Source organism: Bradyrhizobium genosp. SA-3, from assembly GCF_004212635.1.
GTDB lineage: Bacteria > Pseudomonadota > Alphaproteobacteria > Rhizobiales > Xanthobacteraceae > Bradyrhizobium.
Map to the genome: position 1 here is coordinate 1 of NZ_PSRT01000199.1, position 12,534 is coordinate 12,534.

A 12,534-nucleotide genomic window follows, 5' to 3' on the forward strand; every position below is an offset into this window, starting at 1 on the left:
GATTCGTGCACCTCGAGCGAGCCGCGCTTACTTGCGAATGCAATCGCGGCCCGGAACCCATCCCCTGTGCTGCCGGCTTTGAGGAAAGGCAGATTGACCAGCTCCGTGAAGATCCTGCCGTCCTGCACGGGCTCTATGCCGGTGGCAATCTCGACCAGCTTGCGGGCGGCGACTTCCGGGTTAGCGAAGGGACGTTCGGCGGTCAGCTTCATGCGGCGGTCAGGCGATGTGCAGCGAGGATATGGGAATCGATGGTGCGGCTGGTGACTACCTCGCCGCAGAAGCATCGCGCAATCCCTTCAGGCCTCTGCGAGGGCAGCGGCATGGCTAGCTCGTGCATCCGGTCGTTCCAAGCGGTCCAGTCGCGCTGGCGCCGCCAAGCCTCGAAGTCGGCCTCCGTGCGCTTTGGCGCAAGATCCTGCCATGCCGCCTGAAAGCCGGACCGGGCGCGCTCGAACGTTTCGGCAATGCCGCTGCGATGTTCGCCGGGGGCAGTGCCAGGGTAGAAGCCGCACGACCAGCCCCATTGTGGGGCCGAGTTCGGCACGCCCGCGCGGCGGCCGATCACGCCGATCCGGACATCGCCGAAATAGATCAGCCACGTTTCGGGGTGCGGATCGTCCTTGCTGCGGCGGCGTGTGAGGGCGGGCATGCCGCGATCAAAGCGCCGGCAAGCGGCCCTGTGCGTCGTGGGCGTGGAAAAGGTCGCCCACGCCGGCGCCAACTGAGGCGACTTACCAAATCATCGCTCCGAGACCCAGCAGACCAATCAAGGCCAGTGTCCACGCGAGTGAATGTAGTATGGATCGGCATGGTTTTTGACCCCCGATCGGCGCCTAAGGTTGACCCCCGCCTCATACGCAGTAAGCGCCTGAATCCATTTCGAACTAGAGCAGCATGCTGGGATCAATGTTGGAAGCCGAAAGGGGGCAATATTCGGAGCCGCGACACATGGATGTCGAGGCGACGCGGGCGATCCGGCAGGCCGAAATGGACTCTCATCGACGACGTGCAGGCGGGCGACACAAACTTCGGCCATATCCTGTCTACGACGTAAGCCGCTGGGGCCGCTTCCTTTCGGGGGGAGGATGGTCTGTGGGCGCCGCCGGCGTCGAGGCGGTCGGGCTAACGCGCTTGTAGTTCATACGTTCATACAGCCCATCTGCCGAAGTCTCTGCTTGGTTGTGGATGGAAAGTGGCAAGGAAGAGAGACGCCGCCAACCCGTAACCAGACGGTCTTCGTCAGGTCGTCAACCAAGTGGCGCCAATGTCGCATTTGGGCGCGAAGCGGACCTGGATTGCTGGTGCGCAGGGTTGGATGATCAGTGCGACGTACCCTCGAACAACTGGATCCAGCGCTTTCTTGATCTCTGACGGTATCTGAAGCTACGCCGTGCCAGTGCCAGGAGAAGCCATCCACGCTACGTCCGCAGCGCCACTGAGTCGATTGACTCCGATAGGTAGCCGCATCACCAGTAGTTCAAGCGGCGCGAATTTTCCTGTGAATTCAAGACCGAAAAATTGCGGCGGGTATACCGTCGGGATTTGTCCGTCAGACCCGAAGATTTGTGCTTGCAAATCAACGACGAAACGTGGTCCGAAACGATTGAGTGGGAGTGACGGATACTATCGGCAGCGATTGCGAACTTTGGAATAGCTTTGGCACATCAAGCGACATGCAATGAATTGCGCTTGCCCATTTGAGCATGTGCACGAGCGAAGTAAAGGGCGTTCGCTCTAAGGGAGCGCTGTAGCGTACCACAGAGCACAATTCGGTGGGTGCCACATGCGTGAGCGTCACGGATGATGGCGACAAGTCCAGCATGGACCATCGACGATGGCGACGGCAAAGACCCAACGGCCGACGAGAATGCGTCGAGTGCTCCGCCGTCGATGCCCTGCGCTTTGACGGGTCGAGTGCGCCGCTGCGTGACATCAGGCGCTTGAGCACGTGGTATGATGGTGGGCACAGCGTCTCCTGAGGCCGAGTCAGCGACAGCATGCCCAAAGGGAACGTGCAGTCCATATCGTCGTTGATTTTCCCGCAGACGATCGAAGGTGTTGGCTTCCGAACCCTCGAACACAGTCTGGGTGTCCTTGCGCCATCGCTGGTAATAGTCGCTCATGGAACATTTCGACGGGGTAGCACACCCTCCCGCCCGCAGATCGACCTGCATATCTAACCGGACGGCCGCTGCGGAAAGTCCTTTCAGCGTGCCCTAAAGTCCAGTTCAAGGATGAAGGCATGATTTGCCTGGCAGATTTCACGGTTTGACCTTGTAAGCAGGTTGCTATGCAAAACAGGACCAAATCGCGGGCCGGAAGCGGACAGGGGGAGCGGACCGATTCGATGATCGCCGTCTCTGCCTCGAAGCTCGCCACCGCCGACCTCAACAACCTCATACGGGCGCTTGAGATCGATGTCGTCGCGCTCACCGAGATGCTGATTCCATCGGGCTATCGCACCGAGATGGGGACGATCGACGCGCCCGCGATCCATTACACAATCAGTGGCAGGGGACGAATCTCGATCGGCGATGGGCCTTCGATGCCGCTCGAGCCCCATCTGCTCATCATCAAGCCTCCGAATACCCCGTTCGCGATCGAAGTCGCCGGAGCCAGCGGCCCGACGAGGCTCATCTCCCGCGATTGCTGGAAGCGGCATGACGGCGTGCTGCGCATCGGAATGCCGACCGAGCAGCCCGAGGTCATCCAGATCTGCGGCTTCTTCAACGCATCCTTCGGACAATCCGTCGGGTTGTTTCGCGAATTGCGGGAGCCCGTTGTCGAGAAATTCGAGCCGACGGACAGGATCGACCTGAAGCTTCGCGAAGCGGTCGAGGAGCTTTGCGCGCAGGAAATCGGCATGGGCGCCATGACGGCTTCCCTGCTAAAGCAGGTCATCGTCGCCCTGGTGAGGCGGTCGATGAAGTCCTCCCGGAGCTGGACTGATCGGTTTTCGATTCTCGCGGACCGGCAGATCACGCGTGCATTCGCCGACATGGTGGCGCGTCCGGGCGCCGCCCATACGGTTCAGAGCCTCGCGCATAGCGCGGGTCTGAGCCGGTCGGGATTCATGGCGCGGTTCTCGGAGATCTTCGGCCGTTCGCCGATGGCCGTCCTTCGAGATCTCAGGATGCGGCAGGCGACGCTCGATCTCACGACGACGTCAGCCCCGGTCGACGTTGTGGCCTACAACGCCGGCTACGAAAGCCGGTCAAGCTTCGTGCGAGCATTCCGCAAAGCCTACAACGTTGATCCTAGCGAGTACCGGCAGAGCGTGAAGAACGGTGAGGGCGATAAGGGCGCTTGAGCCAAACACCGCGCTTGCTGGCGACATCCGTTCATCTGTTGAAACTGTTCGTCGGGCTTTCAACGTTGGCTGAGCTCGCTGCTTGGCAGAAGAAAAAAACTGGAAACAGCAGAGGCCGAAAGCAGGCCGCGCGGGCTCGTGCACTCCCGACGCTGCGACCCAACCGAGCTCTTTTCCGTCCCTAGCCGGATTCGCGCACGCCTGGCGCATTGATCCTCGGCGCTAGTCAGCTCTGGATTCCAGAATGCGTGTCCATTCGTCCAGGGACGCCCGACGCGGGTTTCATCGCGTCGGCACCAGTGGCAACGTGGCTTTAGGATACGCGCCGCGTCGATGGCATCGATTCAATAACCGAAGGTCATTGGAGCCATCGAGTTTCGCCTTCCTATTTTCGCTCGTCTGCAAAGGAGTTCGGAAGATGATGAGCTGCCACACTCAGGCAGGTGGACAATGAAGGCAATCGTTGTGACGGACCAGGCGGCGGGAACGGCCGGAATGAAGCTGGTGGAGCGGCCCGAGCCGCAGGCCGCGATAAACGACGTCGTCGTTGAGGTTCATGCGGCGGGATTCACCTGGGATGAGCTGACGTGGCCCCCGACCTGGACCGATCGCCGCGAGCGTGACCGGACACCGTCGATCCCCGGCCACGAGTTGGCTGGAGTGGTCACCGCCCTCGGCTATGGCACAGCGGGGCTGTCGGTGGGACAGCGGGTATTCGGCCTCGCGGACTGGTATCGCGACGGCACCCTGGCGGAGTATGTGGCCATCGAGGCGCGCAACCTCGCGCCGCTGCCGGGCGATGTCGATTTCGCGGTGGGCGCGGCCCTCGTGATGCCGGGCCTTACCGCGTGGCAGGGGCTGTTCGAGCACGGCCGGCTTCAGGCGGGGCAGAGCGTCCTTGTGCACGGTGCGGCCGGCGTCGTCGGTTCGATGGCAACCCAGCTTGCACTTGAGGCCGGGGCGTACGTCATCGGTACGGGGCGCGCTGCCGGCCGTCAGACGGCGCTCGATTTCGGCGCACAGGAGTTTGTGGACCTCGACAACGACACTCTGGAAGATGTCGGCGGAGTCGATCTGGTGTTCGATGTCCTTGGCGGCGACATCGCAAAGCGGTCCGCGCGCGTGATTCGAGCCGGAGGAACGCTGGTGACCATCGCCGGCCCGACTGAGGCACGGCCCGCTGACGGCCGGACGGTAGACTTCGTCGTCGAACCCGATCGCGCCCAACTGAGTGAGATTGTCCGGCGGGCGCGTGACGGACGAGTGCGGACAAACATCGGCAACGTGGCTGCCCTCGACGATGCCGTTGCCGCCTTCAACCCGACCGAGCGGATCAGCGGGAAGACGATCATTCGCGCTCGTCCGTGAGCGGCGCGCGCCTATCGATGCATGCGGCCGGCCGGCGCTCAAAGAGAGCGAAAACACTCTCGTACCTCAACCTATCCCTTCACTCATAGGACTAACCATGACCAACGCTGTTATCGAATGTATCCTGAGCCGCAGCTCCGCCAAGTATTACGACCCTGCCGCCACCTTGAGCGACGACCAAATCCGAGAGCTCGTGCGAATCGGCACCACCGCGCCGACATCCTTCCACATGCAGAACTGGCGCTTCATCGCCGTGCGCACGCCTGAAGCCAAAGCTCGGCTGAGTCCGATCGCTTGGAATCAGCCCGCGATCACCGACGCAGCCGTTACCTTCATCCTCTGCGGCCAGTTGGCCGATTCCAGCGTAATACCAGAGCGCCTGGCGCCGCTGGTGGAATCGGGCGTCATGCCGGCGAAGATGGTGCCGGAATGGGAAATCCCCGCACGCAATCTGTATATGGAGTACCCACAGCGCCAGCGCGATGAAGCGGTACGAACCGCCTCCTTCGGCGCTGCGGCGATCATCTATGCGGCCCGCTCGCTAGGCCTGGGTTCGACGCCGATGATCGGTTTCGATGCCGAACCGGTGCACCGTGAGTTCGGATTGGCTAAGGACGAAGTGCCGGTCTTGCTATTGGCCGTGGGGCCGGAGCGTCCGGGAAACTGGGCGCAGAAGCCGCGCCGCCCGGTGGCCGATGTGCTCGATCTCGTGTGATTGGGTAAAACCAGAAACTTACGGAAGACTACGATGCCAAGAAGCGCAGCTCTAAAGCCCGAACAGGTGCCGGCCGATTCGAAGCCGGCCCTCGATACGTTCACCAAGAACATCGGGTTCACCCCAAATATGATGGCGACCTTCGCGGCGAGCCCGATCGCGTTCAACTCATGGGCCGCCTTGCTCGGCTCCTTGAGCAAGGTGCTCGACGTGAAGACGCGTGACAGCATCGGCCTCGCTGTTTCCGAAGTGAATGGCTGCAATTACTGCCTGACCGTTCATAGCTTTACGGCCGAGCATATGGCCAAGCTGCCGGCCGATGAAATCATTCTCGCTCGGAAGGGCCATGCCAGTGATCCGAAGCGGGACGCCGCCCTCCAGTTTGCGCGCAAAGTTATCGAGACCCGTGGCAAGGTCAGTGACGCCGATGTGAAAGCCGTTCGCGATGCCGGCTACATGGATGCGAACGTCATGGAGATCGTCGCGCTGGTGGCCATGTACTCCCTGACGAACTTTTTCAATAACGTGTTCGATCCCGAGAAGGACTTTCCCGCCGTTACGCCGGCTGGCTCGATCTGAACTCTATCCGGTCGCATCGACCTCTCCGAGGGGGCTTGGAGGTTTCATGTGATGCAAGCGTAACACGAAAGCCCAGATGCACCCCGGAAAGATTCTTGGGAACGCGTCTGGGCTTTTCGTATGTGCCAACAAGTGTAGGAGGAAGAAAGTGACGCTCGATCATCCGATTTTCACGCGGCGACGCAGATCAAGACTGATCGGATGACAGCGCCAATAACAGAGCGATTGATTAGTCGCTGAAACCGAGCAATTTTCGATTCGGCGAATTTCCCCTTTGAATTCAAGATCGAAAATTTCTGACGTATCGGATGCACGGTATTCGAGCGAGCGATGAAAATTTTGCGTCGCCAGATCAACGCGTTAACATGGTTCTGAACAATTGAGTGGGAGTGAAGGTGGCTAACTACCTTCGGTGCAGCCCGAATCCACTTTAGCTGTTGCCGGATTTCCCGCTGCGGTTGTCTTCGTCAGCGAAAACTTCAGCGAATTGACGCGGCGAACCAAAGGGCTAACCTGCTGGGCTCGATGCGGTAAACGCTGGTGTCCCAGAAATGATGGCGGATCCGGGCGACGCTCCCATTCTTCATCATCGGCTCGCGTCAGTGCTGATGGTAGACGTCGTTGGCTACACGCGCCTGATGGAGTTGGATGAGCGGAGCACCCACGGCCGCCTCATGAACTTCAGGTTTTCGATACTTCATCCCATCGTCGAGGGGCGACGCGGGAAAATCGTCAAGAACACCGGTGACGGCTTCCTTGCCATGTTCGACAGCGCCCGGGACGCGCTGGAAGCGGCAATCGCGATGCAAAGCGAGGTGACGAAGCGGGAGGCAGATCAGCCGCCCGACCGCCGTATCGCCTTTCGCATGGGTTTGAACATCGCCGATGTCATTGTCGAGGACCACGACATTTATGGCGACGGCGTCAACATTGCCGCTCGCCTTCAAAGCTACGCCGAGCCGGCCGGGATCGTCGTTTCGGGAGCGTTCCGCGACGCGGTTGGCGGAACGCTCGGTCTGGATGCCGTCGACCTTGGCCTTTTGCATTTGCGCAACCTCTCGCATCCGGTTCAGGTGATCAGCCTTACGCTTCCTGGCACGGTGACGGCTCCTGTCGGAGAAATGATCGGCGGCTACGAAGGGCGTGCGTCGATCGCGGTACTTCCGTTTCGCAGTCTTACCAGTCCAGATGAAGCGTATTTCGCCCACGGCATGGTCGATCGCATCATCTACGCTTTGGCTTCGCTGAAGGAGCTCTTTGTCATATCGCGTGGCTCCACGGCTGGTCTCAGCGAAGCGATCGATTTGCGGGTAGTCGGCAAGAATCTTGGCGTTCGCTATGTGCTCTCCGGGAGCGTGCTGCGGTCGGGACAGTGTCTGAGAATTGGCACCGAACTTGGCGATGCGAACACGGGCGAAATCATTCGCGCCGATCAGCACGAAGGTGATCTCCATGATCTGTTCCACGTCCAGGATCGCATCGCCCAGGAGGTCGTCAAGACGATTGCGCCCAACGTGCGTGACCGCGAATTGAGGAAATCGCTTCGCAAGCATCCGCAGAACACGACGGCTTACGATCTTGTGCTGCAAGCGATGGAGCCACTCTACGAACTTGATTATGCGACCTTTTCGCGCGCGAGGGGATTGCTCCAGCGGGCGATCGCGCTTGATCCCGGCTACGCGCCGGCGTTCTCCTACGCCGCCTACTGGCACATGTTCCGCCAAGGCCAAGGATGGTCGCCGGATGTTTCCGCCGATATCAATACGGCCGCGCGGCTGGCACGGGCCGCTATCGCAAATGACAGCCACGACGCAATGGCCTTGGCGATCTTTGGCCACGCGCAATCTCACTTGACGAAGGATTTTGAGCAGTCGGTCAGTATTTTCGATAGCGCAATTGCGGTATGTCCGAACTCGGCAATCGCCTGGATCTTAAAAGGTGCAACTCTGTGCTTTACCGGTGATGGCCCAAATGCTGTGCGCTGCGCCGAAACTGGCGTTCGCCTGTCGCCGTTCGATCGGCATGTCTTTTTCGCCGAGCATATTCTAGCGCAGGCTCATTACGTGAATCGCAATTTCGATCAGGCTATCTCCTGGGGGCGCCGGGCCGACATGCACAATGCGCGAAATACGTCCAATCTTCGCACCCTCATTTCGAGCCTGATCGCAATCAATAGATTGGAGGAAGCCAGCGAAATCGCAAACCGGCACGCCGGAATTGTTCCGGATTTTCGCGTATCGGCTTGGGCCGCTCGCACGCCGATGCAAGGCGACATCAAGAGGCAACGGATCCAGAGGCTGCTGGCTGCGGGGATGCCTGAATAATCCCGCACAAATATGGGCTATTTCACACTTCGTGATCACCGTTGGGCATATTCATAAGCTGCGTTCACTCTGTTTAAGGGAGGAGGCGACATGACCGGCAATACGGGCGATACCGGTGACACGGGTGATACAGGCGACGTCGGCGACGTAGGGTTCGGCGAAAGCGATGTGGTGCGTTTCCCTGATCGGGTCGATCTCCCGTTCATCACCGAGCCGGGGGTTGCAAGCGTGTCGGTCGAGCGCACGCGTTTTGGTGCCAATAACTGGTCCCCAATTTGGCAAGCGTGGCGAATATTGAGCGACTTTGGCTCTACGGGGTGGCAGGCAAGCATCACTGTGGCGCCGCCGCAACCGCCGACCGCTCAGGAAGTTGAAACGCTGAGAACTATGGTCCTTGACGAGCGACCTGCCGCGCTGGGCGAGATTTTGGGGCAGGACCGGGAATTCATGCGCTATTTCCTGGCGGTGATGGGAGCCAGCCCGAGCTCCCGTCCCGCGACGTTTCTTGTTCTGAATGCGGCAAATCTGGTCGCCACAATGGCCGTGATGCACTTCAAGAACAAATTTGACCGGCCGCGCCCGTCTCAGCTCGTTCCGGCGCTGCTGCCCCCGATTCCGGTCCCGGGCCACGCATCCTATCCCAGCGGTCATTCCACGCAGGCGCACCTCTTTGCACTATGCGCGACTGCGATTCTGCAGGCGGCGCCGGGACAGGGGATCAGCCTCGTGCTGACGAGGCTTGCCGATCGCATCGCACGCAACCGAGAGCTCGCCGGTCTTCACTTTCCATCCGACAGCGCCGCGGGCGCAACTCTTGCCTCCAGTCTGTTCTCGATTTTGACGGATGAGGGCACCATGCCGCACCCCGACGGTAAGCCCTCGTCATTCGCGGTCGCCATGGCGGCTGCCCGGTTCGAGTGGACCTGAGGGCGGCGCCGATGGGCGAAATGGCCAAAACATTTGAGTTGTCTCTCGACCTCTTCTTCAAAGAGATCGAACAGCGTGCTCATGCCTATCCAGCACCGCCAAAGGAGTTTGATCCCTTGATGGCGACCCGAGCTCAGCTTGAGCAGTTTGGGCTGCCACCTCGCCCCGATGAAGACAACGAGCCCGAACTTTTTCGTCTTTGGGCTCGACTGCTAGGCAAACCGCTCGAGATTGTTGCGACGGAGTTCCCGAAGGTCGTGAACGGGCAACCTTCGCCTGTCCCTGCCAATCGTGTCGGTCGCATCGCACGACCCGGCTTTCGTCGCTTCCAAAGCAGTCGAAATTGGTCTGGCGGCTACCTCACTCCGGAGCGCTCGAACAAATTGGTACACGTCAGCGGAACATGGCAGGTGCCAGACGTATCGCTGCCGCCAATTCTGCCGCAAGACGCAACGCAAGGCGACGAATTTCAATCGTCGGTGTGGGTTGGTATCGATGGTCGACGCCGCTATCCGATGTCGTCGATGCCTCAAATCGGTACAAGCCAATGCTTCCAGATCGTCGACGGCATCGAGAAGAAAAGGGCGTATGCGTGGTGGCAATGGTGGTCATTGGACGAGAACTATCCGCCGGATAACCGAAACAATCCTCCCGTGCCGATCCCAAACATCGGCGTCTCCGTGAACGACGAGATCATTGCTGGCTTGACCCTTCGCTCCGCCGATGAGGTGCAGTTCTTCATCAAGAACCAGACGACCGGCCTTTTCACCACTTTTCTTGTCGTTGCACCGGGTCCCATTTTGCCGCTTGGCTCGACAGCCGAGTGGATTGTGGAACGCCCGACTGTCATCGGCGGTCATCGTCTGTATCCGCTGCCGAGCTACACGGATGTCGTCTTTCGCGATTGCCTCGCTCAGTCGGCTGCATCAATCGGGGCGCCGGCAACGGTCCAACAACTTGATCGGCTCCAGTTCATCAGAATGGTCGAGGTTTTTCCAACTCCCCACCGTACGTCCTCCGTGTCGGTTCCGCGAAAGTGGGGCGACCGCAGTATTCGCGTCCGCTATCGCGACGCCTCGACGCCGGGCAGTGGTGGTCTCTTGAGTTGATGTCCTGGTAAGCTGCCGCCAGTGGTGGGCTACGGCGCGCACGACTACTCGGATGCAAGGTCATCTTCGAGATCGGCGACGCTGGAAGCCGCCTCCGGGCTTCGCTTGAAATATGAGCCTATTTCCTATATGACTACTGTGGTCATAAAGGTGCTCCATGCGCGAGATTCAGCTTCGTGATGCCAAAGCCAATCTCTCCGCGGTCGTCGATGAGGCCATCGACGGCAAACCTGCCGTGATCACCCGGCACGGCAAGAAGCAGGTGGTGGTGTTGAGCTACGAGGAGTGGCGGCGACTGTCTCGGGTGCCGAGCTTCGGGCGCTTGCTGATGGCGGCTCCCGTGAGAGCCGGCGACCTGCCGGCGCGCAACCGTTCCAAGCCGCGCAAGACCGATTTTTGAGACGTGTACCTCGTCGATACCAACGTCATATTCGCCGCGTCGCCAAATCGGCCGGCGCCGGCGGAGCTGGTCGAATGGATGGATGCGCAATCGGCGTCCTTGTTTTTGTCCGTCGTGACGATTGCGGAGGTCGAGGACGGAATAGCCAAACTCCGACGCGAGAAAGCTACGCGCAGGAGCAGAGATTTGGCTCACTGGCTCGACGCCGTGCTGCATCTCTATGGCGATCGAATCCTGGGCTTCGACATGCCAACAGCGCGGATCGCCGGGCAGCTATCGGACCGCGCACACGGGCAGGGGCATGCGCCGGGCTTTGCCGATATCGTCATTGCTGCCACCGCGCGTCAGCACGCGTTGACGATCTTGTCGCGCAGCGCGAAGCACTTCGTGCCGCTCGGCGTGGCCGTGCTTGATCCCTTCGGTGAGTTGCCGCCGTCCTAACCGTCGCGCAGCTCCCCGGCACAAACGTAGGATCTCCGCCACCTGCTCCCATGCTACGACATCCCCGTCGTCCGCATCCGGAGCCTGCCTTCATGCCCACCTCCGCCTACCCCCCCCCGCCGAAACCGACCCCGAAACCCTCGGCTGGATGCGCGGCTTTCCGCCGGCGCCAGACCGCACCATCACGTTCCAGGACGGCTCGTTCCGCAGCTTCCCCGAGCTGCGCTGGGCCTGGAGCAACATCCGCCAGCTGGTGCCGACCGTGAACGTCTGGCGCGGGGCGGGGCCGGCGTCGATGCTGTCGCGCGAGGATCATGACATCGGCGCGGTCGCCTCGACCACGATGGACGGCCGCCCCATGACGTTCGCAAAAATCCTGGAGGAGACGTACACCGACGGCATCGCGGTGCTGCACCGGGGCAAGCTGATCTATGAGCGCTACTTTGGCGCGTTGAAGCCGCACAAGCCGCATATCGCGATGTCGGTGACGAAGTCGTTCACCGGCGTGCTCGCGGGCATGCTGGTCGCCGAGGGCCGGGTCGATCCGCAGGCGCCCGTGACCGACTATGTGCCGGAGCTGAAGGCGAGCGCGTTCGGCGACGCGCGCGTGCACGAGGTCATGGATATGACCACGGGGCTCGCCTACACCGAGGTCTATACCGACAAGAATTCGGATGTGTGGGGCTTGCGGCGCGCCAACGGCATGGCGCCGATCCCGCCGGGCTACGAAGGCGCGACCACCATCTTCGATTTCCTTATGGCGCAGAAGAAGCAGGGCGAGCACGGCAAGGCCTTTGCCTACAAGACCGTCAACACCGACGTGCTGGCCTGGATCATCAGGCGCACCAGCGGCATGACGCTGTCCGATCTCCTCTCCGAGCGCATCTGGCAGCCGATGGGTGCGGAGGAGGACGCGCATTATCACGTCGACCGCATCGGCACCGAGAGCGGCGGTGGCGGTCTCTCCACCAGCTTGCGCGATCTCGCCCGCTTCGGCGAGACCGTGCGCAATCACGGCCGCTTCAACGGCCGCCAGATCGTGCCTTCAACGGTCGTCGAAGACATCGCGCGCGGCGGCGACCCCGAAAAGTTCAAGCCGGCCGGCTACACCACGCTGCCGGGCGCCTCCTATCGCAACCAATGGTGGGTCACGCACAATGCCCATGGCGCCTACATGGCGCGCGGCGTCTATGGCCAGGGCATCTATATCGATCCCAGGGCCGAGATGGTGATCGCGCGCTACGCCTCGCACCCGATGGCGGGCAACGCCGCCAACGACCCCGTGACGCTGCCGGCGTATATGGCGGTGGCGAAGGCGCTGATGGCGGGCGGGTAGGTGCGTGCGACCTGGCCTCTTC

At 61.0% G+C, this 12,534-nt stretch carries 13 protein-coding genes; 10 read left to right on the forward strand and 3 right to left on the reverse strand.

The features are described 5' to 3' along the window. The 3 genes from CWO91_RS38920 to CWO91_RS43885 form a co-directional block, all read right to left on the reverse strand. Nucleotides 1–212: hypothetical protein (locus CWO91_RS38920; protein ID WP_130220680.1), on the reverse strand; the 212-nt coding region annotated here is incomplete at its 3' end. Then, nucleotides 209–652, reverse strand: coding sequence for a hypothetical protein (locus CWO91_RS38925; protein ID WP_130220681.1), 444 nt, complete (start codon nt 650–652; stop codon nt 209–211). The genes CWO91_RS38920 and CWO91_RS38925, both read right to left, overlap by 4 nt. Nucleotides 653–1,667: 1,015 nt before the next feature. Beyond that, entirely contained in the window at nt 1,668–2,126 is a 459-nt protein-coding gene (locus tag CWO91_RS43885; protein WP_208753128.1) for a hypothetical protein, read from the reverse strand. A 224-nt stretch (nt 2,127–2,350) separates the two neighbouring features. Here CWO91_RS43885 and CWO91_RS38935 point away from each other — a divergent pair, with 224 nt between their 5' ends. The 10 genes from CWO91_RS38935 (at nt 2,351) to CWO91_RS38980 (ending at nt 12,512) form a co-directional block, all read left to right on the forward strand. After that, the gene (locus tag CWO91_RS38935; protein ID WP_130220682.1) at nt 2,351–3,313 is read left to right on the forward strand and encodes a helix-turn-helix transcriptional regulator; all 963 of its coding nucleotides are present in this window, start codon (nt 2,351–2,353) and stop codon (nt 3,311–3,313) included. Between the two features lie 450 nt (nt 3,314–3,763). Next, nucleotides 3,764–4,681 carry an NADP-dependent oxidoreductase gene (locus CWO91_RS38940; protein ID WP_130220683.1) on the forward strand — a complete coding sequence of 306 codons (918 nt, stop codon included), beginning with the start codon at nt 3,764–3,766 and terminating at the stop codon, nt 4,679–4,681. Nucleotides 4,682–4,778: 97 nt separating this feature from the next. Beyond that, nucleotides 4,779–5,396: a nitroreductase family protein gene (locus tag CWO91_RS38945; RefSeq protein WP_130220684.1), complete on the forward strand. Its 618-nt coding sequence runs from the start codon at nt 4,779–4,781 to the stop codon at nt 5,394–5,396. Between the two features lie 33 nt (nt 5,397–5,429). Beyond that, a complete protein-coding gene (locus tag CWO91_RS38950; protein WP_130220685.1) occupies nt 5,430–5,975 on the forward strand; it encodes a carboxymuconolactone decarboxylase family protein in 546 nt (181 codons plus the stop codon). A gap of 551 nt (nt 5,976–6,526) precedes the next feature. Beyond that, the gene (locus CWO91_RS38955) at nt 6,527–8,299 is read left to right on the forward strand and encodes an adenylate/guanylate cyclase domain-containing protein (protein ID WP_130220686.1); all 1,773 of its coding nucleotides are present in this window, start codon (nt 6,527–6,529) and stop codon (nt 8,297–8,299) included. A 90-nt stretch (nt 8,300–8,389) separates the two neighbouring features. Further along, on the forward strand, nt 8,390–9,226 hold the full coding sequence (locus tag CWO91_RS38960; protein ID WP_130220687.1) for a phosphatase PAP2 family protein: 837 nt from the start codon (nt 8,390–8,392) through the stop codon (nt 9,224–9,226). A gap of 11 nt (nt 9,227–9,237) precedes the next feature. Then, nucleotides 9,238–10,335, forward strand: coding sequence for a G1 family glutamic endopeptidase (locus CWO91_RS38965; protein WP_130220688.1), 1,098 nt, complete (start codon nt 9,238–9,240; stop codon nt 10,333–10,335). Nucleotides 10,336–10,492: 157 nt separating this feature from the next. Then, the gene (locus CWO91_RS38970) at nt 10,493–10,735 is read left to right on the forward strand and encodes a type II toxin-antitoxin system Phd/YefM family antitoxin (protein ID WP_130220689.1); all 243 of its coding nucleotides are present in this window, start codon (nt 10,493–10,495) and stop codon (nt 10,733–10,735) included. A 3-nt stretch (nt 10,736–10,738) separates the two neighbouring features. Further along, the gene (locus CWO91_RS38975; RefSeq protein WP_130220690.1) at nt 10,739–11,176 is read left to right on the forward strand and encodes a type II toxin-antitoxin system VapC family toxin; all 438 of its coding nucleotides are present in this window, start codon (nt 10,739–10,741) and stop codon (nt 11,174–11,176) included. Between the two features lie 148 nt (nt 11,177–11,324). After that, on the forward strand, nt 11,325–12,512 hold the full coding sequence (locus CWO91_RS38980; RefSeq protein WP_130220691.1) for a serine hydrolase domain-containing protein: 1,188 nt from the start codon (nt 11,325–11,327) through the stop codon (nt 12,510–12,512). The last annotated feature ends 22 nt before the right edge of the window (nt 12,513–12,534 follow it).